The following is a 23,120-nucleotide window of genomic DNA, read 5'->3' as shown; positions in this document are numbered from 1 at the left end:
TCGCATCCGGGCAGAGCCTCGTTCACCTGGACTTCATATCCGGTCCCTACTGTCATCAGCTCCGCCGGGCATGTCGTTCTCGCGCTCACCGCGCACCATCGCGACTCCGGCGGCTGCCAGTCGTTCCGCTCGGGAAACACACGCAGTTGCCCCCAGCGGCCGTGTCATTTTTTTGGGAGCAGCATGGTCAAGATCCGGGCTGGATGGCTCGAGAAAAGGTGGGATACCACCACGGACGGGGATTCCTCGATCGCCTCCGTCAGCGTGGCGGAATGTGTCCGGTCATGCGCCGTGCACCAGGGGAAGCTCGCCAGGAACCTGGACCCGAAGAAGATCGCGCTGGGCGAGGAGATCAGGGAGCTGCTGGGGCTGTACGCCGCGGCGCTGACGGACCCGTCCAACGCCGGTGCCATCACGGGGTCGAAGACCACCTGGCCGAAGCAGAACCCGGAGCTCTTCGACGCGCTGCTGGCCGTCGGCAACAAGGCCATCGATGTGCGCGGCGCCGACGAACTCACCCTGGCGACGCAGATCACCGACGCCGTACTCGGCGTGCGCAGCAAGTCCCGGGCCGGATGGCGGCTGCGGGCCCGCCTCATGGAGGCCCTCGGCGACGACGAGGCGACCATCCAGGCGTGGGAGCGCTACGTCGCCGTGACCACGGCCGACGACCTCAACATCGCGGGCCGGATCGCCCGGCTCCGCGAGAGCGAGGCGCGGTTGTCGGAGACGCTGCTCCTGCTGCAGAAGGAGTCCCCCGCCTCCCGTGGCTTCCAGGACGCGCCCGACACCGAGCTGTGGGGCGCCGGACTCGCGCTGCTGGACGCCGGTGACTGGGAGCGCGCCGAGCCCCGGCTCGTGGCGGCGCTCGTCGCCATGCGGGACCAGGGCCGGCCCAGCGCACAACTGCGCCAGGGGCTCGCCGACTTCATCTCGTTCCGCCTGCGCCAGGACAGGAAGAACGGCGCTGTGGAGTCCAGGAGCCTGATCAAGCTCTACTCCGAGGACCGCCGCCTGCGCGACATGGAGAAGGTCCCGGACCCCACCCTGGGCAGCACCCAGGTGGTCGGGCTGAGCGACTTCCGCAACCTCATCGCCGGCAAGTCCATCTGCCTCGTGGCCAACTCCCAGCGGATCGGCACCAGCACCATGGGCGCCGAGATCGACTCGTACGACCTCGTGGTCCGCTTCAACTCCTTCAAGCTGGACGCGACGGCCACCGGCACCAAGACCGACATCCACACCACGATCCACCTGCACAACTTCAACTGGGACAAGAAGGTCCCGATCCGCCTGGTCTTCGGCGGCATCCACGGCCAGTGGAAGCGCTCGCTGCGCCACCGCCTCGTCCCGGGCGCGCAGGGCTACGTCAACGACCGCACCCTGCGCTGGCCGGTGCGCGACATCGGCCGCATCGACGAGAGCCAGTGGGAGCACATCCCCACCAGCGGCTTCAACATGCTCTGGCTGCTGGACTTCCTGGATGTCAGCCCGAAGCTCGACCTCTTCGGATTCGACTTCTACGACAGCGGCGCCTACCGCCTGCCGGAAGCGATGAAACTGCCCATCGCAGGGGTGCACGGCTATTCGCAGGAAAAGGAGTGGGTCATGTCCCGCGCCCAGGACGTCACTGAAATGAGGATATCGCTCCGATGACCGCCCCCCTCCTGGACTCGGCAGTCCGGAGCGAGACGCTGACCGGCAAGCGCCGCATCGCCTTCGCCTCGTACGTTGACGAGAACTACCTGCCCGGCTTCCTCAACCTGCTGCGCAGCCTGGCCCTGACCAACCCCAAGGTGTGCGAGGACTTCATCGTCCTCTACGACGACCTCCAGCCCTCGTCGATCACCGCGATCCGCCGCCTCCACCCGCGCATCGTCCTGCGCCGGGTGGACCCCTCCCGCTACGACGGCTACGTCAAGGGCGACCAGGAGAACTACCTGGTCCGCAAGGCCTACTTCATCCTCGACGTGTTCCGCTTCCGGGACTACGACACGATCATCACCCTCGACACCGACATGGTGGTCCTGGGCGATCTGAGCGAGCTGCTCGCCATGCGCACCGGCCTCGGCGCGGTGCCGCAGTTCCTCAAGGAGCAGACCAAGCTCAACAGCGGCCTGCTGGTCATCCAGAAGGAGTACCTGACCGACTCCTTCTGCGCGCAGATCGACGCCACCGGCAAGTCCGGGAAGTACGAGCTCGACAAGCACGACCAGGGCATCCTGAACGCCCTCCTGGAGCACAAGTTCATCCGGCTGGACTCCCGGTACAACTACGTCAAGCGGCGGCTGTCCGGCGACAAGCCGGTGCCCGAGGACGTGGCCATCCTGCACTTCACCGGCCGGCACAAGCCGTGGACCGGCGGCGAGCAGGGCTACTCCGAGGCCGAGGCCGCGTGGGAGCGCTTCTCCCTGACCCACTCGGAGTTCACCGCCGAGTTCCTGGCGCTGCCCAGCGACAGGCACCCCGACCTGCTGATGCACTTCGGGCGCGATGTGGTCGCCGACGGCGACGACTTCGGCCCGGTCATCGAGGTGGCGATGGCCTGTCTGGGCAAGGGCCGTTACGAGGACGCGGTCGACGTACTGACCCGGACCCCGGTCCCCGCCCAGCAGCACCGGGTGCACGAACTCCTCGGCCAGGCCCTGGCGTCCGTCTCCCGCTACGACGCGGCCGAGGCGCACCTGCTGCTCGCCAGCGCCGACGGCGGCACCGCGTCGCGCATCTTCGGCCGGCTGTCGAACATCGCCTGGGTCCGCGGCGACGACACCCTCTCGCACGAGTACGCCCGGTCCGGCCTCTTCGCGGACCTCACCGACCGCAGCTGCCGGATCGCGTACGAGAAGACGCTCCCGGAGACGCTCAGCTTCTACGACGACTCGACCGGGGTCGCGCCCGAGCAGCTCGCGCATGTCGCCTTCTACATGCCCCGGCAGGGCAACGCGGGCGACAAGGTGCTGCCGGAGACGGTGCGGATGTGCTTCGGCTCCGACACCGGCGCCAAGAGCTGGCACTCCATCCACGCCCACCGGCTGTTCGACGAGGCCGCCCTGGAGCGGGTCAACTCCCGCCGGGGCCTGGTCATCGGCGGCGGCGGCCTGTTCATCCCGGACACCTCGCCGAACGGCAACAGCGCCTGGCAGTGGAACGTGCCCGACCGGCTGCTGGAGCGCATCGACGTCCCGCTGGCGGTGTTCGCGGTCGGCTACAACGCCTTCGACGGCCAGGCCTACACGCGGCGCCGGTTCGAGGAGAGCCTGCGCCTGCTGGTCTCCAAGTCGGCGTTCTTCGGCCTGCGCAACCACGGCTCGGTGCAGAAGGTCCGCGACCTGCTGCCCTCCGAGCTCCAGGACCGGGTGATCTTCCAGCCCTGCCCGACCACCGTCTCCCGCCAGCTCGTGCCCGGCTGGCAGGATCCCGTCGAGCGCGACGACACGGTTCTGATCAACTGCGCCTACGACCGTGCGGGGCTGCGCTTCGGCCACGACTACGACCACTTCCTCAAGGAGATGGCCACCGCCGTCCGCAACCTGGGCAGCCACGCCGAGGTGCGGTACGCCGCCCACGCCCTGGACGACGAGCGCTTCGTCTTCGACCTGCGGCGCACCTACGGCATCTCGCTGCCGGTCATACCGATGTACGACTTCGACACCGACCAGCTGCGGGACGCCTACGCCCGTACCAAGCTCGTGATCGGCATGCGCGGGCACGCCGGCATGATCCCCTTCGGCTGCGGCACACCGATCATCAGCCTGATCTCGCACCCCAAGATGGCCTACTTCCTGTCGGACATCGAGCGCCCCGAGTGGGGTGTCTCGGTCCACGACCTGAACCTTGGGTCGGTGCTCACCGAGCGCGCGCTCGGGCTGCTGGACAACCACGCGGCGTCCGTCGCCGATGTGTACGGCCGCCAGGAAGCGCTCTGGGACGTCACCCAGGCGAACGCGGCACAGCTGAAGAAGATCTTCGGCGAGCCGCTCTAGCCTTCGGCGGACAGCGTGGCACGCGGGCGGCGGCGGCCGCCCGCGTGCTCACTGTGATCCTCGACGAGGCAACCGCCGAGGCCATCATGCGCATCGCACACGCGATGCGGGTTACTGGGTGTTGCTGCTCGACCGACCGCGCTTGCGCAGAAGGAGCAGCCCGCCCGCCAGCGCTGTGATGCCGGTGGCGGCGGTCCAGGCGGCGATGTCGGTCGACCCGGTGTCGGCCAGGTCCTTGCCGGTGCCACCGGCGGGGCTGGCGGCAGCGGAGGCCGAGGCCGACGCGGAAGCCGACGCCGAGCTGGAAGCGGACGCCGAAGCCGAAGCGGCCGCCGTGGGGCTGGCCGTGGCCGCCGCCTGTGCGGCCTTGTCCCGCGTGAACAGCAGCGTGCCGAAGCCGAGCTGGTCGTAACCGCCGCTGTTGGGGCCGTAGTCGCCACCGCCACCCTCGGGGGCGGCCTTGGCGGCGATCTGGGTGAGGTAGGTGGCCGACAGGCCCCGGCGCCGGGTGTAGTGGTTGGCGATCATGGCCCAGATCGGACGCGTCATGGCCGGATCCACACCGGCGGCCGCACTCGCCGTCTCGCGTCCGGACCAGATGCCGGGCGCGCCCTTCTGCCGGGTGTTCGCCGTGTAGGGCACGGTGCCGCCCATGCTCCACTTGGCCACGTACTGGGCGCCCTTGAGGAAGCGGCTGTCGTCGTATCCGTACAGGTCGATGCCCTGGTTCCAGGCCATCTCGCAGATCGTGCCCATCAGGCCGACGCCGAGCAGGGCATGGCCCTGGTCACGGCCGGCCTCGGCCCACTCGCCGAGGCCGTCGGGGTACACGACGGGGATCGCGTTCTTGACGGAGCCCATCCCCTCGCCGTTCTTGAAGTAGTCGACGGCGCGGTCGACGATGGCACTGTCGTCGCACAGGATGCCGGTGGCGAGGACGCAGGCGATGGCCGTCAGATCCCAGTTGGCCCAGTAGTTGGTGACGTAGGCGCCGTTGTGGCGGGCGAGGAAGTCCTCACTGAGCGGGTAGAAGCAGTCCTTGATCATCTTCTGGAAGCGGGCCAGCTCGAAGCCGTCGTGGTCGCGTACGAGTTCGGCGGCGTTGGCGAACTGGTAGCCGTACAGCCCGGCCGCGAGGAACCGGTCGGCCGAGCCCTGGACGCTGGTCAGCGTGGCCGACCATGCGTTGAGGATGGCCACGGCGGTGTCGGCGTGGGCGCTCTCGCCGGTGATCCGCCAGCGCACGGCGTTCTGGTAGGCGGCGTGGATGTCGTTGTAGAGCGTCACGTAGTTCTGGGGTGTGCCGCCGCCCCGGTAGACGACGGCCGACGGGCGCGCCACCCAGCCGCTCTGCGCGTGCCGGTTCGCGGTCAGCTTCGCGAAGCCCTCCGTATAGGGCTTCGCACCCGCCTTCAGCTTGGCCGCCATGCGCGCGAAGTCGGCCGGAGTGTGCAGCATGCCGGGGTGCGCGAAGGTCCGGCCGGCGGCCGTCGCCACCGTGGCGCCGCCACCCACGACGGTGGCGGCGCCCGCGGCCACGCCGGCCGCGCCGGCGATCTTCAGCATGTTCCGGCGGCTGATCTCTGCGACCACAGCTTCGCTCCTGTCGGGAATCCGGTTACGTACGAGGGCGTACGAAGCAGGAGACGCACCAGGCGCGGGGCGATAACAGAAATGGCAGCGGGAGATCCAGAAGGACCGTTTCAGCAGCCGCTGAGGACGCTGCTGATCGCCGCCTTCTCCGCCGAGTCGACCGACAGGTCGTAGTAGTACTTCACCTGCACGAAGGCCCGGACATACGTGCACTGGTAGGCCGTGCGGGTGGGCAGCCACTCGGCCGGGTCGTCATCGCCCTTCGAGCGGTTGGAGCTGGCCGACACCGCGATCAGCTGCGGCCGGGTCACGTCGTTGGCGAACGCCTGGCGCTGCGCCGTGGTCCACTCGGACGCGCCGGAGTCCCAGGCCTCGGCCAGCGGGACGACGTGGTCGATGTCGAAGGTGCTGGCGTCGGTGGTGGTGACGCCGTCGTACTGCGAGTACCAGGAGCCGCTGGTCGCGGTGCACGCGGAGTTGACGACCACGCTGGTGCCGTCGCGCTTGATCACCGTCTCCCGGGTGTTGCACGTCCCCGAGATCGTGATCCAGGTCGGGAACAGGTCCCGGTCGTACCCGGTGCGGTCCTCGGCCGCCACGGTCAGCGACGCCAGGTACGTCTTGGCCGTCGCCGCCGACACAGGGGTCGGCAGCGCGGCCGAAGCCGGCGCCGCACCCGAGGTGAGGAGGAAGGCCCCGGCCGACAGGGCGGCCGTGGCGAGAGCGGTCACGCGAGAACGCAGGGATATGCGCATGGAGGACTCCAGGGGGAACGGGCGGTGCGCGTGGGGGACTTGCGACGCGCACCATGGTGACGCGGAGAGGTATACGCGGGTAGATTGCCCGAGGTTAACTCTGAGTGAAATGACCATGTCAGCCATCTCACTCCGCGAACGCTATTGGTACCGACCAGTAGGCCCTCAACGGCCCGGCCGCTACCGCACGTTATCCCTGGCGCCCGGCGGTGCGGCATCCACCCAGGCCAACCGGAGCGGTTCCCTCCGGGCGGTTGGCGGGGGCTACGCGCCGTAACGGAGCCCCGGCATTACGGCAAGATTTCCCAACTTCCCGTCCCGGGACGAAACCGGGCTCCGCCCGGACCCGCCGGGGGCAAGCCCCCGGACGCCCTCCGGGCGTGTCCTCAATCGCCGGACGGGCTGATTTCAGCCCGACCGGCGGTCAGTTGTCGAGGATCGTCGTCAGGAACTCCGCCGTCCAGGTCAGGAGCTCGCGCCCGACGACCGGCTTGCCGCCGATGCGGGCCGTGGTGGGCCGGGGGACGAGGATCTGCTTGGCGGGGTGCTTGATGACCGTACGGGGGTAGAGCCGGGTGAGCCGGAGCTCCTGGGACTCGCGGAGTTCGACGGGCGAGAAGCGGACGTTGTTGCCGGCGAGGGTGATGTCGGAGACGCCGACCTTGCGGGCGAGGAGGCGGAGGGCGGCCACCAGGAGGAGGTTCTCGACGGGCTCGGGGAGCTTGCCGTAGCGGTCGGTGAGCTCCTCGCGGACCGCGGCGATGTCGGCCTCGGAGTTGGCGGCGGCGATGGCGCGGTACGCCTGGAGGCGGAGGCGCTCGCCGGGTGCGTAGTCGTGGGGGACGTGGGCGTCGACGGGGAGCTCGATCTTGACGTCGAGGAGGGTCTCCTCGGGCTCGCCGCCCGCTTCGAGGGCACTGCGGTAGTCGGCGACGGCCTCGCCGACCATGCGGATGTAGAGGTCGAAGCCGACGCCGGCGATGTGGCCGGACTGCTCGCCGCCGAGCAGATTGCCGGCGCCGCGGATCTCCAGGTCCTTCATGGCGACGTACATGCCGGCGCCCATCTCCGTGTGCTGGGCGATCGTGGCGAGGCGCTCGTGGGCGGTCTCGGTGAGCGGCTTCTCCGGCGGGTAGAGGAAGTACGCGTAGCCGCGTTCGCGCGAGCGGCCGACGCGGCCGCGGAGCTGGTGGAGCTGGGAGAGGCCGAAGTTGTCACCGCGCTCGACGATCAGCGTGTTCGCGTTGGAGATGTCGATGCCGGACTCGACGATCGTCGTGGAGACCAGGACGTCGAACTTCTTCTCCCAGAAGTCGACGACGACCTGCTCGAGGGAACTCTCGCCCATCTGCCCGTGCGCCGTGGCGATCCGGGCCTCGGGGACGAGGTCGCGGAGCCTGGCCGCCGCCTTGTCGATGGATTCGACGCGGTTGTGGATGTAGAAGGCCTGGCCCTCCCGCAGCAGCTCACGCCGGATGGCGGCGGCGATCTGCTTCTCCTCGTACGGGCCGACGAAGGTGAGGACGGGGTGCCGCTCCTCGGGCGGGGTGGTGATGGTGGACATCTCGCGGATGCCGGTGACGGCCATCTCCAGGGTGCGGGGAATCGGCGTGGCGGACATCGTGAGGACGTCGACGTTGGCGCGGAGCTTCTTGAGCTGCTCCTTGTGCTCGACGCCGAAGCGCTGCTCCTCGTCGACGATGACCAGGCCCAGGTCCTTGAACTTCGTCTCCGACGAGAACAGGCGGTGGGTGCCGATCACGACATCGACCGAGCCCTCCCGAAGCCCCTCCAGGACGGCTTTCGCCTCGCTGTCGGACTGGAAGCGGGACAGCGCCTTCACGATCACCGGGAACTGCGAATAGCGCTCGGAGAAGGTGGAGAAGTGCTGCTGGACGAGCAGCGTGGTCGGGACCAGGACCGCCACCTGCTTGCCGTCCTGGACGGCCTTGAAGGCTGCTCGCACGGCGATCTCGGTCTTGCCATAGCCGACGTCGCCGCAGATCAGGCGGTCCATGGGGACGGACTTCTCCATGTCCTCCTTGACCTCGGCGATGGTGGTGAGCTGGTCGGGGGTCTCGGCGTACGGGAAGGCGTCCTCCAGCTCGCGCTGCCAGGGGGTGTCCGGGCCGAAGGTGTGGCCGGGGGCGGCCATGCGGGCGGAGTAGAGCCGGATGAGGTCGGCGGCGATCTCCTTGACGGCCTTTTTCGCCCGTGCCTTGGTCTTGGTCCAGTCGGCGCCGCCGAGCCGGTGCAGGGAGGGCGCCTCGCCGCCGACGTACTTGGTGATCTGCTCCAGCTGGTCGGTGGGGACGAAGAGCCGGTCGCCGGGCTGCCCCTTCTTGGCGGCGGCGTACTCGACGAGGAGGTACTCGCGGGTGGCGCCCTGGACGGTGCGCTGGACCATCTCGACGTAGCGGCCGACGCCGTGCTGCTCGTGGACGATGTAGTCGCCGGGCTGGAGGGTGAGCGGGTCGATGGTCTTGCGGCGCCGGGACGGCATGCGGCCCATGTCCTTGGTGGAGGACTTCTGGCCGGACAGATCGGTCTCGGTGAGGACCGCGAGCTTGAGGGCCGGGTCGATGAAGCCGTTCTCGATGGAGCCGGTCGCCACGTGGACGACGGAGGGCTCGATGGCGGCGGCCGGGAGATCCACGTCGAGGCGGGCGGCGATGCCCTCGTTGCCCAGCACCTCGACGATGCGGGCGGCGGGGCCGTGGCCCTCGGTGACGTAGACCGTGCGCCAGCCCTCGGCCAGCCAGCCCTTGGTATCGGCCAGCGCGCGGGCGGTGTCGCCCCGGTAGACCTCGGGGGCGTGCATGCCGAGCTTGACGGTGTCGCCGTCGAGGTCCTCCTCCTCGCCGGCGGCGAAGGGGCTGAGGGTCCACCACTGCATGCCCAGCTCGCGGGCGTGGTTGCGGACGTCCGCGATGCCCCACAGGGAGGCCGCGCCCAGGTCGATCGGGGCCTCGCCGCCGCCCGCCGAGGCCGCCCAGGAGGCCTCCAGGAACTCGCGGCTGGTCGCGACGAGGTCGGAGGCCCGGGTGCGTACGCGTTCCGGGTCGCAGACCACCGTCATGCTGCCGGCAGGCAGCACGTCGAGCAGCAGCTCCATGTCGTCCACCAGCACCGGGGCCAGGGATTCCATGCCCTCGACCGCGATGCCCTCGGCGATCTTGTCGAGCAGTTCGTGCAGCTCGGGGTGCTCGGCGGACAGGGCCGCCGCCTTGGCGCGTACGGCGTCGGTGAGGAGCAGCTCGCGGCAGGGCGGCGCCCACAGGCCGTGCTCGGCGACCTCCAGGCTGCGCTGGTCGGCGACCTTGAAGTAGCGGATCTCCTCGACGTCGTCGCCCCAGAACTCCACCCGGAGCGGGTGCTCCTCGGTGGGCGGGAAGACGTCCAGGATGCCGCCGCGCACAGCGAACTCGCCGCGCTTCTCGACCAGCTCCACGCGGGCGTACGCGGCCGCCGCCAGCGCGTCCACGACCGCGCCGAGGTCGGCGTTCTGCCCGCTGCGCAGCGCCACCGGGACAAGGTCCCCGAGGCCCTGCACCTGCGGCTGGAGTACGGAACGGACCGGCGCGACGACCACCTTCACCGGCCCGGCCGTCGGGTCGTCCGCGCTGGGGTGCGCGAGCCGACGCAGGACGGCGAGGCGGCGGCCGACGGTGTCCGAGCGCGGGGAGAGCCGTTCGTGCGGCAGGGTCTCCCAGGCCGGGTACTCCGCCACGGCGTCCTCCGGGAGCAGGGACCGCAGCGCCGCCGCCAGGTCCTCCGCCTCGCGGCCGGTGGCCGTGACCGCCAGGACCGTACGCCCCGCGCGGGCCGCCAGCGCCCCGATGGCGAAGGCCCGCGCGGCGGGCGGGCCCACGATGTCCACGTGTGGACGGGTGCCGCCGGCGGCGGCCTTCACCGCCTCGGAGAGGGCCGGATCGCCGACAACGACATCGAGCAGACCGTTCAGGCTCATGAAGGCTTTCCGTCCCCAATTACTGGCGTACTGGCTGGCTGGTACAACCGTGAACACAACGCGAACCGCCCGACACGTCGAACGGGCCGGGGTGTCCCAGCGTACGACGCCCCACCGACACACGCGTCCGCGGCCGACGGGAAACCCCGTCGGCCGCGGACTCCACCAGTACGTGTCCTAATCCGTCGCGATGGCGTTGAGGACGTTCATCCGCCCGGCCCGGAAGGCCGGGAAGAGGGCCGCCGCCAGGCCCACGAAGGCCGATCCGATGAAGACCGTGATGATGGTCGTCCAGGGGATCTCCAGGACGTTGAGGCCGTTCAGCGCCAGCAGCTGCTGGGCCGTGGCGCCCCAGCCGAGGCCGAGGCCGAGGCCCAGGACCGCGCCGAACAGGGCGATGACGATCGATTCGAGGCGGATCATGCGGCGCAGCTGCCGACGGGACATCCCGATGGCCCGCATGAGGCCGATCTCCCGGGTCCGCTCGACCACCGACAGAGCGAGGGTGTTCACGACACCCAGGATGGCGACAATGATCGCCAGCGCCAGCAGCCCGTAGATCAGGTTCAGGAGCTGCCCGATCTGGTCCTTGAGCAGCTGCTTGTAGTCGGCCTGGTCCTTGACCTGGACCTGCGGGTAGCCGTCCAGGGACTTCTTGAGCGCGGTGTAGGCCGCGTCCTGCTGCCCGTCCTTCGCCGAGGCGAACATGATGACGTTCATCGGCATCTTGTCGGCCGGCAGGTACCGGGCGACGGTCGTGATGTTGGTGTACATCGCGCCCTGGTCGAAGACGGTGTCCTTGGAGGTGATCGCCGCGACCGTGAGCTTCGCGGTCCTCCCTCCGTCGAAGGCCACGGTGACCTGGTCGCCGACCTTGATGTGCTTGCGGTTCGCGTAGGACTCGCCGAGCGAGATCGCGTTCTTGCCGTACGCGTCCTCCAGCTTGCCCGCGACCGACTTGACCTGGAGGTCCTGCGCGTAGGTCGGATCGGCGGCGGACAGGTCGGTGGTCTCGGGCTTGCCGCCGGGGGCGGTGATGTGGACCGGGATCGACTTGTAGTCCGTCACGTACTCGAGGTCGGGTGTGGCCTTGATCGCCTTCTCGACCTCAGGGGCGATGGGCTGGCCGTTGGGCGACTGGATGATGAAGTCCGCGCCGACCGACTTGTCGAGCTGGTCGCTCGCGGAGGCGACCATGGACGACCCGACCACCGACAGGCCGGCGACCAGGGCGAGGCCGATCATGAGGGCGGCGGCCGTGGCACCCGTACGGCGGGGGTTGCGCAGCGCGTTGCGCTCGGCGAGCCGCCCGACGGGGCCGAAGATCCGCAGGACGCCCGCGCTGATGACCCGGACGACGACACCGGCCAGGAGCGGGCCGACGACGACGAATCCGACGAGGGTGAGGACCACACCGGCGGCCAGCATCAGCCCGCCGTCGCTCGCCTTGGTGGCCTGCGCGGTGGCGTACAGCGCCGCGCCGCCCGCGCCGGTGAGGAGCAGGCCGATCGCGGCCCGGATCCGGCCCGCCTTGCCGTCCGCCGGGGTGCCGGCGTCGCGTAGCGCGGCCATCGGGGAGACCTTGCCGGCCCGGCGGGCGGGCAGGTAGGCGGCCAGGACGGTGACGACGACGCCGACGGCGAGACCGACGACCGGGGTGGTGGCCTTGACGGTCAGCTCGGAGGTGTCGAGGTTCATGCCCATGCTGCTCATCAGCTTCATGAGCAGGACGGCGATCCCCACGCCGCCTCCGATGCCGAGGATCGACCCGATGACGCCGAGCACGGTCGCCTCGACCAGCACGGACCGGTTGACCTGCTTGCGGCTGGCGCCGATGGCCCGCATGAGGCCGATCTCGCGGGTGCGCTGCGCCACCAGCATCGAGAAGGTGTTGACGATCAGGAAGATGCCCACCAGGAGGGCGATCCCGGCGAAGCCGAGCATCGCGGTCTTGATGACGCCGAGGAAGGAGTCGATGCCCTGCTTGTTCTCGGCGGTGAACTCGGCCTGGGTCTGGATCTTGTAGCCGGTGCCGAGGTCCGCGGTGACGGTCTTCTTCAGCTGCTCGTCGCTGACGCCCTGGTCGGCGGTGAGCATGATGTTGGAGTACGCGTCCGCCGAGCCGAGCACCTTGGTCTGCGCGGTGGGCGTGTCGAAGTAGAAGACCGCCGCGCCGGGGTTGGTGACCTTGAAGGTGGTGATGCCGGTGATCTTCGCCCGGAACTCCCCGGGCGTCGCGATGACCCGCAGTTCGTCGCCCAGCTTCAGGTGGTGCTTGTCGGCGGTGTCCTTGTCCACCATCACCTCGGTGGGCCCGCGCGGGGCGTGGCCGGAGGTGAGGTCCACGACCTTCAGCTCACTGGAGTCCCAGTTCGTGCCGATGGTCGGGGCGCCGGAGGACGGGCTGAGGTTGTCGTTGCCGTTGCCGGTGACGACGGTGAGCGCCATGTTGCTGACGTCGCCCAGGGCGGACTTCACCCCGTCGGTCTTCCTCAGCCCGGTGAGCACCGAGGCCGGCACGGAGGCCGCCTTGGCGGTCTGCTGCTGGTCGCTGCCGCCGGGCGCGTCCTTGGCGCTGACGGTGACATCGGCGGCGGTGACCGCGAACAGCTTGTCGAAGGTCGAGGTCATGGTGTCGGTGAAGACGAGCGTGCCGCACACGAATCCCACCGACAGCAGGACGGCTATCGCGCTGAGCGCCATACGTCCCTTGTGCGCGACGAAGTTGCGCATCGAGGTCTTGACGACGGTCATGACGTCCTCCCGCGCGCGTCGAAGGCCGCCATGCGGTTCAGTACGGACTCGGAGGTCGGGTCGGTCATCTCGTCCACGATCCGGCCGTCCGCGAGGAAGATGACGCGGTCGGCGTAGGAGGCCGCCACCGGGTCGTGCGTGACCATCACGATCGTCTGGCCCAGCTCGTCGACCGACTTGCGCAGGAAGCCCAGCACCTCGGCGCCGGCCCGCGAGTCCAGGTTTCCGGTCGGCTCGTCCCCGAAGATGATGTCGGGGCGGGCGGCGAGCGCCCGCGCCACGGCGACGCGCTGCTGCTGGCCGCCGGAGAGCTGGTTGGGGCGGTGCTTGAGCCGGTCGGCGAGGCCGACGGTCTCCACGACCTGCGCCAGCCACTCACGGTCGGGCTTGCGGCCCGCGATGTCCATCGGGAGCGTGATGTTCTCGATCGCGTTGAGCGTCGGGAGCAGGTTGAACGCCTGGAAGATGAAGCCGATGTGGTCCCGGCGCAGCTGCGTGAGCTTCTTGTCCTTCAGCTTGGTGATCTCGGTGTCGCCGATCCTTATGTGCCCGCTGGTGACCGTGTCCAGCCCGGCCAGGCAGTGCATCAGGGTCGACTTGCCGGAGCCGGAAGGACCCATGATCGCGGTGAAGCGGCTGCGCTCGATGTCGACGTCGACCGCGTCCAGCGCCACGACCCGGGTCTCCCCGGAGCCGTACGCCTTGGTGACCTGACGGGCGCTTGCGGCAACGGCCGAACGTTCTCCGCTGCCCCCGGACTTGGGAATCGTCACTGCCGTTGTCACGGTAATTCTCCTGGTTTGTGTAGTGGTCTGCGTGTGCCATCAGCTTGGCTGCCGCACAGGGTTCGGGACGATGGTGCGAGTCTCCGTCTTCGCCCTGGGGCTACCCCCACCAGAAGACTATGGAGTCCAGGGGGTGCGGCTCGTCCTCCGCCGGGACGAACCGGGGGTAGGAGAAAGCCGGGTGTGTCCCCTAGGGGGCGCGTGGAATGGTGTGGCGTACAGATAAAAAAGCCAGGGAGGGCGACCATGCGCGGTCACGCCGAACGCACCGAGCGGGCCGGCGCCGAGGACGGCACGGCCGGGCCGCGCCGCCGGGGGCCGGTGGTCGTCGCGCTGATGCTCGCCATGGCGCTGGCGGCGATGGAGTCCACGATCATCTCCACCGCCGTCCCCCAGATCGTCAGCGACCTCGGCGGCTTCTCCGTCTTCTCCTGGCTCTTCTCCGGCTACCTGCTCGCCGTGACCGTGACCCTGCCGGTGTACGGCAAGCTCGCCGACACCTACGGCCGCAAGCCGGTGCTCATCGGCGGCATCGCGATCTTCCTGCTCGGCTCACTGCTGTGCGCCGGAGCCTGGAACATGGCCAGTCTCATCGCCTTCCGGGTGCTCCAGGGGCTGGGCGGCGGCGCGATACAGGGCACGGTCCAGACCGTGGCCGCCGACCTGTACGAGCTGAAGGAACGCGGCCGCATCCAGGCGGCCCTGTCCTCGGTGTGGGCCGCCTCGGCGATCGCCGGCCCGCTCGCCGGCGGTCTGCTCGCGGGCTACGCCGACTGGCGCTGGATCTTCCTGGTCAACCTGCCGGTCGGGCTCGTCGCGATGCTGCTCATCGCCCGCCATCTGCGGGAATCCGTGGTCTCCCCGGTACGCCACCGCGTCGACTGGCCCGGCGCCCTCGGGCTCTTCGTGTCCGGCGGCCTGCTGATCGTCGCCCTCGTGGACGGCGGCCCCACCCGGCCGTGGCTGCTGGGCGGCAGCGTGGCCTTCGGGGCGCTCACGGTGTGGATCGAGCGGCACGCCGCCGAGCCGGTCATCCCGGGATGGGTCTGGCGCCGGCGCGTCATCGTCGGCGCGAACCTGGGGCTCGGCATGCTGGGCGTGATGATCATCGGGCCGACCGTCTTCCTGCCGATGTACGCCCAGGCGGTGCTGGGCCTCGGCCCCGTCCAGGCCGGTTTCGTCCTGTCGGTGATGACCCTGAGCTGGCCCCTATCGGCGGCCCTGAGCAACCGCGTCTACCTGCGCATCGGCTTCCGCGACACCGCCGCCATCGGCATGGCCGCCGCCACGGCGACCCTCGTCGCCCTGGTCTGCCTGCCCTACGCGGGCCCCGCCTGGCAGCCCGCGCTGGTCATGCTGCTGCTCGGCGGTGCCCTGGGCCTCTTCCAGCTCCCGCTGATCGTCGGCGTCCAGTCCACGGTGCCGTGGCACGAGCGCGCCACCGCCACCTCGTCCATCCTCTTCTGCCGCCAGGTCGGCCAGAGCGTCGGCGCCGCCGTCTTCGGCGCCGTCGCCAACGCCACCCTCGCCGCCCGCCTGTCCGGCGACGCCCCGGACACCGTCTCCGCCGCCCTGGCCGCCCACCCCACCGAGCCCCTGCGCCGCGCCATCGCCGCCGCCGTCAACCACGTCTACCTCGGCACCGCCCTGGCCGCCGCCGTCGCCCTGGTCATCGTGCTGGCGGTCATGCCCCGGCGGTTCCCGGTCCTGACGGAGTCCTGAGGTCAGCTCTCTTCATCGACGGACTCCACCTCGGCCTCGGCCTCAACCGCAGCCTCGGCCGGATCGACGCCGGGCTCCCGCCCGGTAAGTGCCGCCAAACTGCTCCGCACATACGCGAGATGCTCGCGGATCTCCTCGCGCCGCACCTCGTGCTCGCGCAGCTCCCGCTCGGCATCGCGCCGGATCCGCTCCTCCCGTACCCGCGCCTGCGCGAGCAGCTCCGCGGCGGCGGCCTCCGCGTCGGCCTGGCGGCGCCGCGCGTCGGCCTGGGCGCCGGCGAGGGCGCGTTCGGCCTCGTGGGCGAAGCTCTCGGCGTAGGAGGTGAGTTCGCCCATGCGGCTGTCGGTGCCGGCATCGCGCTCGGCGATCTCGTGGTGGACGGCGTCGAGCTGCTCGCGTTGTTCCTTGCCGAGCTCGGAGAGGGTGCGGTCGGCGTCGTGGCGGGCCGCGTCGAGGGTGCGCTGGGCCTCGCCGACGACGAGCGCGGCCTCGCGCGCGGCCTCGGCGCGCAGCGCTCCGGCCGCGGCGCGTGCCTCGCCGAGGACGCGCTGGACGTGCTCCTCGGCGACGGCCAGCCGGGCCTGGGCGGCGGCGCGGGCCTCGTCGAGGAGGGCGAGGCGGGCCGCGTCGGCGGTGTCGTGGGCGTACTGGGCCTCGGCTTCGGCGCGGTGGCGTACGGCGGTGGCCTCGTCCTGGACGAGGTGCATCAGCTCCTGGGCGCCGGGGCCGAGGGCCTCGAAGGAGGGCGGCGGGAGGGTGGCGATGGTCTCGCGCAGCGCGGCGCACTCGGCGTCCATCTCGTTGGCGAGGACGGTGAGCCGGGCGGCGCGCTCCCAGGCCGCGTCACGGTCCTCGGAGAGTTCGTCGAGGAAGCGGTCGACCTGGTCGGGGCGGTAGCCGCGGCCGCGGGCGGTACCAAAGGCGAAGTCCATGCGATGCCCCTCGTCGTCTTTCCGTACCCCCATTTTTATCCATTTGCCCTATTTGTTCATAACGCGACACCCCAAAACCAACAAAAGGGGCGCACCTCGTCATCGACGAGGTGCGCCCCTTGCCCCAGGCGTCAGAGCAGGCCGTCCCACATCTGCTCGATCAGCACCGCCCACCAGTGGTCCGGCGAGGCGACCGCCGCCGGGTCGAGGGCGGCGAGCTGGTTCTGGAGGTCGACCGTCCAGCGGCCCGCCTGGTCCGGGGTCAGCCCGAGCCTCAGCCGCCACATCCGCCCCAGCAGGGCCAGGCAGCGGGCGAATTCCGGCAGGCTCGAATTCACGAACTGCGGCACGGCCGGCTGCCCGCCGGGCGCCGCCTCCAGCGGTACGGCGACGATGTGCGCGGTGCCGTACTGGACGCACAGCTGGCGCCCGAAGTCATTGCCCATGACCAGGTACGAGCCCGCGTCCGGCCCCGCCGGCACCCCGCGCTCGGCCGCCAGCTCGGCCAGCGTCGGCACCGGACGGCCCGGCTGCGCCTGGGCCCAGAAGAACGGGCCGAAGTCCACCGGCAGCCCGGACCAGGTCAGGGTCTGCGCCACGATCTCCGGCACGCCCTGCCGCGACACGGCCCGCTGGTCGAACCGGAACACCCCCTGCGGCCCGAAGGCCTGCGCCAGCTCGTGCCCGATCCCGTCCAGCGGGATCGGCGGCACCCGCTGCACCTGCGCGGGATGCGGCAGCGGCACGCGCTGCGGCGGCGCGATCGCGGGCGCGCCCGCCACCTGGTGCAGCTCGGCGAGATGGGTGAGCAGATGCTGTACGCCCTGCTGGCGGCCCGCGTGGTCCTTTCCGTACGGCGCGGTGTGGCTGATCCGGACCTGTGGCCAGGTCTCCCGGATCATGCGCGCGCAGTAGCCGCCGGGCAGGTCGCAGGACTCCAGCTCCGTGTGCAGCTCCAGCACCTGCTGCGGCGGAACGCCCAGCGCGCGCAGCTCGTGCAGGATCTGCCACTCCGGGTGCGGCGTGCCGGGCGCGGAGCGGCGGATGAGCTGCTGCTCCGAGCCGTCCTGCGCGCGGTAGCGCAGCACCGCCATATAGCCGGGGCCCACGATGGGCACCCCGGCGGGAGGCGGCGGATAGCCGTAACCGCCTTGCGCATGCGGCGCATACGGCGCGGGGGGCGGCGGGGGCGGCGTACCGCCGGGCACGGACATCATCGTCGCCGCGTGGTGTACGCCCCCGGGCTGGGCGGCGACGGGGGCGGGGGCAGGGGCGACGCCCGCGCCGCGCGGGATGCCGGGCGCGGGCGGCGGAGGCGGCGGGCCGTCCTGGCTCAGCGCGCGCACGGCTTGCGTCGGCACATAGCCGCCGACCGGCGGCGCGGGCGCGGCCTGCGCAGGCCGTCCGGGCGGCCCCGGGGGCGGCGGCGCAGGCACGCTCCCGCGCCCCGCCTTCGACGTCTCCGCCTCCGCGATGTCCGACGCCCCGCGAGGCGCCGGCGGCGGCACCGAGGCCCCCGGGAAACCGGGCGGCGGCAGCGGGGCGCTGGGGCCGGAGGGGGCGGCAGCGGCGCCGCGGCGGGCTCGCGGGAGACGGGCGCGGCGAAGACCGTGGCGGGCGGGGCCACGGACCCGGCGTCGTCAGCGGTGTTGGTGTTGCGCCACGGCGCGGGCGGCGGCGTGGGGGCGGGAGGCGCGGGTGTGGGCGCTGCGGCGGCGGGCGCGGGCGCAGGCGTCGGGATGGGCGCGGGCGGCGGGGTCCTGGCCGGGGGCGGTGTCGGCGTCGGCGTCGCGGCGGCGGCGGGTGCCGCGAGGGGCGCGGCGCCTTCCCGGTTGTCGGGGATGCCGATGCGGTCGGCCGCGTCCTGCAGCCACTGGGGCGGGCTCAGCAGGAAGGACGTCGCCTCCAGGTCGATGCGCTCGGGCGGCTGCGCCGCCTCCGGCACGGCGTCGCGCGGCGGGGCCCCGTACTCCTCCTCGTACCGCCGGATGACCTCGCCGACCGGCAGGGCGGGCCACAGCGTGGCCTCACCGCTGTCCCGGGCGATGACCAGGCGCACCGCGCCGTCGTCCGTCGCCGGGCCGTCCTCGCGGGGCTCGCTCCAGGCCACGAAGCCGAGTGCGAACTCGCGCACCTTCACCTCGCGGGCGTAGTACGCCGGGACGTCACCGTTGATCCACCGCTCGGCGCGCTCCTGCGCCTGCGCGAACGTGACCATCTCCCGATTCACCCTTCCACCGGGACGGCGTGAGCGAAGCCGCCGTCCACCATCAGGTTCGCCACCGTCTCCAGCTCGGGCGGATTGCCGGCCAGCCGCGCCAGGAAGACGTCGAAGGTCTCGCCGCAGGGCAGCAGCAGATCCGCGACGCGTTCCTGGACCGACGGCCAGCCGTCCCCGTCCCGTACGTCGTCGTACGCGCAGAACCACACCGACCCGGCGTCCTCGTCGCGCACCTTCACCGCGAGCACGCCGCCCTGGACGTAACCGACGGCCAGGTAATCCTTCGTCAGGTGGTCGCGCAGGCACTTGTTGACGTACACCAGGTCGTTCAGCGCCGCCTCGTCCCGGACCGTGAAGAACGGCTGGTCGATCAGCAGCCCGAGCTGCGGGTCGAGCGCGACCCCGCGCGGCGCACAGCCGCCCGCGGCCTTCAGGAAGGTCCGGTAGGCGCCGGGCAGCCGGTAGCCGAGCTCCTCCTCGGTCTCCAGCAGCTGATCCTCGGTCACCGTGACCGGGTCCTTGGGCAATCCGAAATGCGCAGGCCGGGTTTCCTGCAGCGGGCGCGTGCCGCGTTTGGCGTGGTCGGCCACGGACCCGGCGAGGCCGCCGTGGTGCCGCAGCAGCGCCTTCACCTCGACCGGGACCAGCTCAAGGCGGCGGGTGCCGGCGACGTGATGCCAGGTCCAGCCGTGCGGGGTGCCGACCGGGGACTGGACACCGCCCCACAGCTCGTGCCCCGCCGCGTGCAGCGCGGCATTGGCGGACACGTGGTCGGTGAGCCGGAGTTCGTCTATTCCGAAGCCCTCCGGGGGCTCGGCGATCTCGGCCGCGGCCCGCGCGTACGGTGTGAAGACCGGATGGCCGGCGTCGTCCACCAGCACCCCGTGCGGGTGCCGGGCGGCGCGGACCGGATCCGGGAAACGTACGACCTGTCCGGCGTAGGCCGCGTTCGGTGGCGCGGCCTGCTGCACGGGCCGACCTGTCGTCATTGCGGATGCCCCCATGCTGAATCTGGCTGTTGGGCACAGCCTAGGGGTTGCATGCACGACACCGTCAGACCAGGTCTTTGTGCGCCTCAAGTGCATCCGACCGGTGGCTATTTGACGTCATCACACTGCGACACCACACGGTGACAACCGGCACAAATGATATGTCTCATCCCACAACCGACTTCCGCATCACCCGATGTCTTTGGCAAGGTGAGCACGGGAGGGACGCACCATCATGGAAACGAAAGACCCCGCGGATACCGCAGATCCGCGGCTCGACTGGCGCACGGCCGATGCCGCCTACGCCACGCCGCCGCCTGCGCTCCGGTACCGCCGCGATGGCATCCTACCGGCCGTCGCCGCCGCGCTGTCCGTCCGGGACGAGGTCCTGACCTGCACGGGCAACAGGGCCGAGCAGCCGCCCGAGCTGCACCCGCTGGTGCAGGACCTGCTCGACACGCTCCCCATATCCGCGCGCGAGCGCTTCGCCGGCCGCTGCCCCGAGCCCGTCCTGCTCTCCCGCTACCTCGACTCCGTCGAGGCCTCGCGGAGCAAACGCGCCGCGCGCAAGCCGCTCACGGGCGGCGAGGCCCGCAAGGCTTTGAAAGGCGCGAAACTGACGGCCCGCCGTATACGCGAGGACGGCGATCCGGCACACGGTTCCTATGCCCCGCCGTGCCGTTCCTGTCTGCCGCTGCTGTCGCATTTCGGCGTGCGGCCGTTCGACCCCGGAGCGGGAGTGAAGGCCAAGTGATGAGTATGGGCACGAGTACGCGTTTCACCGCAGGCGTCGGCTCCGCGCTGCGCGCCGCCGGCTGGCAGCCCGGCCGCTGGGACATACAGCAGGCCGAGACCTGGGCCGACACGCTACGCGCGTACACCTCGCCCGCCGGGCACCGGCACTGCGTCTTCCCGGCCGCCGTCGAGGCCTGGGCCGAGTTCGGCGGCCTCACGGTGCCGCCCGCGGCGGGGCCCGGGCGGCACATCGCGCCCACCGCCGTGCGGATCGACCCGCTGTGCGGGCTCCACCTCGCCCGCACCCTCGGCGACCTCGGCCGCGCCCTCGGCACCGAGCTGTGCCCCCTCGGCGAGGAGGCCTCCGGCCACGCCCAGCTCGCCATCGCCGCCGACGGCCGCGTCTACGCCGTCGACCACACCGGCGACTGGTACCTCGGCCCGACCATCGACGTGGCCCTGGCCACCCTGGTCACCGGCCTGCGCCCGGTGCGGCTGACGCCGTAGGCGCCTAGGCGCCGTAGGCGCCTAGGCGCCGTAGGCGCCCTGACCGCGAACGTCCGCCGGGTTGCGCAGCCGTCGGCTGCGCTTTGTCCTCAATCGCCGGACGGGCTGAATTCAGCCCAGCGCAGCGTCAAGCACGCGGCACGTCGCGCCGTAGGCGCGCCGCGCCGTCTCGGCCGGATCGTGCGCGTCGAGCTCGTCGGACAGGACCTCCACCGAATACGGGGCCTGTACGCCGTTCCGGCGCAGCAGGCGCAGCAGTTCGGTGAGCTCGATCCGTCCCTCGCCGGGCAGCAGCCGGTGGTGGCGGCCCTCTTCACGGAGGTCGGCGAAGGGCACCGGACCGGCGTCGTTGAGCTGGACGTTGACGACGAGGTCGGCGGGGAGGGACTCCAGGAGGCCGGGCGGGGTGTGGGCACGGGCGATGTGCCAGGTGTCGAGGATGATGCCGGCGTTGGGCTGGGCGGCCTCCTCGATGATGCGGCGGACCCGGCCGAGGTCGCGGATGCCGGAGAAGGGCATGAACTCCAGGCCGACGGTGGCACCGGCGTCCAGGGCGCGGCGGCAGACCGCACGGAAGCCGGCGACCAGGTCGGGGAGGGTGTGCGGTTCGAAGAGCCCGGCGTGGATACGGCTGACGCCGAGGGAGGCCGCCATGCGCAGGAGGGCGTTGTCGGCCTCCAGTTCCTCGCGGGTGTGGGTCTCGGGCCGGGCCCAGTGCTTGAGAAGCTCGATCTCGTTGATGCGAAGGCCGTGTTCGGCGACCATCGCGGCCATGTCCCGGTCGGTGAGGCCCGAGGCGCGGGCCTGCAGGTAGTGGTCGACGCTCAGGCCGATACCGGTGAATCCGGCCTGCGCGGCGGCCCGTACCCGGGAGGGAAAATCCGCGGTGCGCAGGGTGAGTGCGCTGATGGTGAGGTCATGCCGGGTGACGAGGGGGGCGGCCACGGCGATCAGTCCTCTCGGCTTTCGTATCGGCTTTCGTCTCAGCTCTTGTCGCCGATACGGATCCAGGTCTTGCCGGCCCGCTCACGCGCTCCCGCGAACGCCTCCTGGGCCGCCTCCAGCGGGAAGCCCGCGTCGATGACCGCGCTGGGGCGGAAGGCGGCCTGCTCCAGGTCGGCGATGGCGGCGCCGAAGTCGCCGGGGTGGTCGTAGATGAGGGAGCCGCGCAGCACGAGCTGCCTGCGCACGACCTCTTCGATGGTGAGCGGCAGGTCGGCGGCGCTCAGGCCGATGAGGACGGCCGTGGCGCCGGGCGCGGTGCGCTGCACGGCGGAGCGCAGGGCGGGGGCATGGCCGGAGGTCTCGAAGAGGTAGGTGTAGTCGCCGTCGGAGTCGGCGGCGATCGTGGCGCCGATCTGCTCGGCCCGGGCGAGGCGCTGGGGGTGCGGCTCGGTGACGGCGGGCTTGATGCCGAGTTCGAGCAGGGCGAGGCAGACCAGCAGGCCCTGGGCGCCCGCGCCGATGACCAGGCAGCGGTCGGCGGGGGTGACCTGGCTGCGCTGGACGGCGGTGCGGGCGACGGCGTAAGGCTCCACGCAGGCCAGGTCGGCGCCGGTGAGGCCGGCGGAGGCGGCGACGGGGTGCGCGAAGGCGGCCGGGACGGCGCAGCGCTCGGCGAGGACGCCCGGGGCGTTCATACCGACGATGGCCCGGTCCGGGCAGGCGGAGGTGCGGCCGGTGCGGCAGGCGGGGCAGTCGGTGCGCAGGCAGCTGTAGTTGGGCTCGATGGCGACGAGATCACCGACGGCCCGGTCCCGGACGTCCGCGCCGAGGGCGGTGATCCGGCCGTAGCCCTCGTGGCCCATGACCCAGGGCGTGGCGGGCGGCAGCCGCTTGCCGTCGAAGACGGTGAGGTCCGACCCGCAGAGGCCGACACCGCCCATGTCGACCAGGACGTCGCCCGGGCCGACGACGGGCTCCGGCCAGTCCATGACTGTGTCGATCCGGCCGGGGCCGGTCAGTACCGCTGCTTTCACCGGGCGCTGCCTGCTCTCAGGGTCTCAAGGGGCTCAAGGGGCTCAGTGGCTCAATGTACGAACTGGTTAGTTATTCAGTCTGTCCGGTGACCATAGGTCCGGATTCCACGAGCGGGCAAGAGGGCGCGGGAAAATATCTGGCAGGTCCGGCAGGCGGACCGTGACGGCGGATAGCTTTTGGGCGTACGAGGCGAA

Annotated in this window: 16 protein-coding genes; 5 read left to right on the top strand and 11 right to left on the bottom strand. The window is 71.1% G+C overall.

Annotation, left to right across the window (positions count from 1 at the left end):
* Positions 1–291: 291 nt before the first annotated feature.
* Positions 292–1,656: a glycosyltransferase family 29 protein gene (locus OG607_RS27880; protein WP_405729105.1), complete on the top strand. Its 1,365-nt coding sequence runs from the start codon at positions 292–294 to the stop codon at positions 1,654–1,656.
* The gene (locus tag OG607_RS27875; RefSeq protein WP_405729102.1) at positions 1,653–3,983 is read left to right on the top strand and encodes a glycosyltransferase; all 2,331 of its coding nucleotides are present in this window, start codon (positions 1,653–1,655) and stop codon (positions 3,981–3,983) included. Before OG607_RS27880 ends, OG607_RS27875 begins: the two co-directional genes overlap by 4 nt.
* 111 nt (positions 3,984–4,094) lie before the next feature.
* On the opposite strand, the gene OG607_RS27870 is transcribed toward OG607_RS27875, so the two are convergent.
* The 5 genes from OG607_RS27870 to OG607_RS27850 form a co-directional block, all read right to left on the bottom strand.
* Positions 4,095–5,549 carry an alginate lyase family protein gene (locus tag OG607_RS27870; protein ID WP_405737094.1) on the bottom strand — a complete coding sequence of 485 codons (1,455 nt, stop codon included), beginning with the start codon at positions 5,547–5,549 and terminating at the stop codon, positions 4,095–4,097.
* 137 nt (positions 5,550–5,686) lie between these two features.
* Positions 5,687–6,331: an HNH endonuclease family protein gene (locus tag OG607_RS27865; RefSeq protein WP_405729099.1), complete on the bottom strand. Its 645-nt coding sequence runs from the start codon at positions 6,329–6,331 to the stop codon at positions 5,687–5,689.
* Positions 6,332–6,755: 424 nt separating this feature from the next.
* Positions 6,756–10,301, bottom strand: coding sequence for a transcription-repair coupling factor (mfd, locus tag OG607_RS27860; protein WP_405729096.1), 3,546 nt, complete (start codon positions 10,299–10,301; stop codon positions 6,756–6,758).
* A 177-nt stretch (positions 10,302–10,478) separates the two neighbouring features.
* On the bottom strand, positions 10,479–13,055 hold the full coding sequence (locus OG607_RS27855; protein WP_405729093.1) for an ABC transporter permease: 2,577 nt from the start codon (positions 13,053–13,055) through the stop codon (positions 10,479–10,481).
* The gene (locus tag OG607_RS27850; RefSeq protein WP_405729090.1) at positions 13,052–13,840 is read right to left on the bottom strand and encodes an ABC transporter ATP-binding protein; all 789 of its coding nucleotides are present in this window, start codon (positions 13,838–13,840) and stop codon (positions 13,052–13,054) included. The genes OG607_RS27855 and OG607_RS27850 overlap by 4 nt, the downstream gene beginning before the upstream one ends.
* A gap of 246 nt (positions 13,841–14,086) precedes the next feature.
* Between OG607_RS27850 and OG607_RS27845 the strand changes: the two genes are divergently transcribed.
* Complete coding sequence (locus OG607_RS27845; protein WP_405729087.1) at positions 14,087–15,562, top strand: MFS transporter; 1,476 nt, start codon at positions 14,087–14,089, stop codon at positions 15,560–15,562.
* Positions 15,563–15,564: 2 nt separating this feature from the next.
* Here the strand turns inward: OG607_RS27845 and OG607_RS27840 are convergent, their stop codons facing one another.
* From OG607_RS27840 to OG607_RS27825, 4 genes are all read right to left on the bottom strand, one after another.
* On the bottom strand, positions 15,565–16,494 hold the full coding sequence (locus OG607_RS27840) for a DivIVA domain-containing protein (protein ID WP_405729084.1): 930 nt from the start codon (positions 16,492–16,494) through the stop codon (positions 15,565–15,567).
* A 131-nt stretch (positions 16,495–16,625) separates the two neighbouring features.
* Complete coding sequence (locus OG607_RS27835; RefSeq protein WP_405729081.1) at positions 16,626–17,855, bottom strand: SUKH-4 family immunity protein; 1,230 nt, start codon at positions 17,853–17,855, stop codon at positions 16,626–16,628.
* Positions 17,828–18,712 (bottom strand): hypothetical protein, encoded by an 885-nt coding sequence (locus OG607_RS27830; RefSeq protein ID WP_405729078.1) that lies wholly within the window; start codon positions 18,710–18,712, stop codon positions 17,828–17,830. The genes OG607_RS27835 and OG607_RS27830 overlap by 28 nt, the downstream gene beginning before the upstream one ends.
* 8 nt (positions 18,713–18,720) lie before the next feature.
* Positions 18,721–19,704, bottom strand: a complete 984-nt coding sequence (locus OG607_RS27825) for an SMI1/KNR4 family protein (protein ID WP_405729075.1) — start codon at positions 19,702–19,704, stop codon at positions 18,721–18,723.
* A gap of 235 nt (positions 19,705–19,939) precedes the next feature.
* Here OG607_RS27825 and OG607_RS27820 point away from each other — a divergent pair, with 235 nt between their 5' ends.
* Positions 19,940–20,458, top strand: coding sequence for a YwqJ-related putative deaminase (locus tag OG607_RS27820; protein WP_405729072.1), 519 nt, complete (start codon positions 19,940–19,942; stop codon positions 20,456–20,458).
* A gap of 5 nt (positions 20,459–20,463) precedes the next feature.
* Complete coding sequence (locus tag OG607_RS27815; protein ID WP_405729069.1) at positions 20,464–20,946, top strand: SUKH-3 domain-containing protein; 483 nt, start codon at positions 20,464–20,466, stop codon at positions 20,944–20,946.
* 111 nt (positions 20,947–21,057) lie between these two features.
* Here OG607_RS27815 and OG607_RS27810 read toward each other — a convergent pair whose 3' ends face one another.
* Together OG607_RS27810 and OG607_RS27805 are read right to left on the bottom strand one after the other, a co-directional pair.
* Positions 21,058–21,891, bottom strand: coding sequence for a sugar phosphate isomerase/epimerase family protein (locus tag OG607_RS27810; protein WP_405729066.1), 834 nt, complete (start codon positions 21,889–21,891; stop codon positions 21,058–21,060).
* 38 nt (positions 21,892–21,929) lie between these two features.
* Positions 21,930–22,925 (bottom strand): zinc-binding dehydrogenase, encoded by a 996-nt coding sequence (locus OG607_RS27805; RefSeq protein WP_405729063.1) that lies wholly within the window; start codon positions 22,923–22,925, stop codon positions 21,930–21,932.
* Positions 22,926–23,120: the final 195 nt, after the last annotated feature.

It is taken from the genome of Streptomyces sp. NBC_01537 (assembly GCF_045040445.1).
Classification (GTDB): domain Bacteria; phylum Actinomycetota; class Actinomycetes; order Streptomycetales; family Streptomycetaceae; genus Actinacidiphila.
The sequence above is the reverse complement of the archived record's forward strand: the minus strand, read 5'-3'. Positions and strand labels throughout refer to the sequence as shown.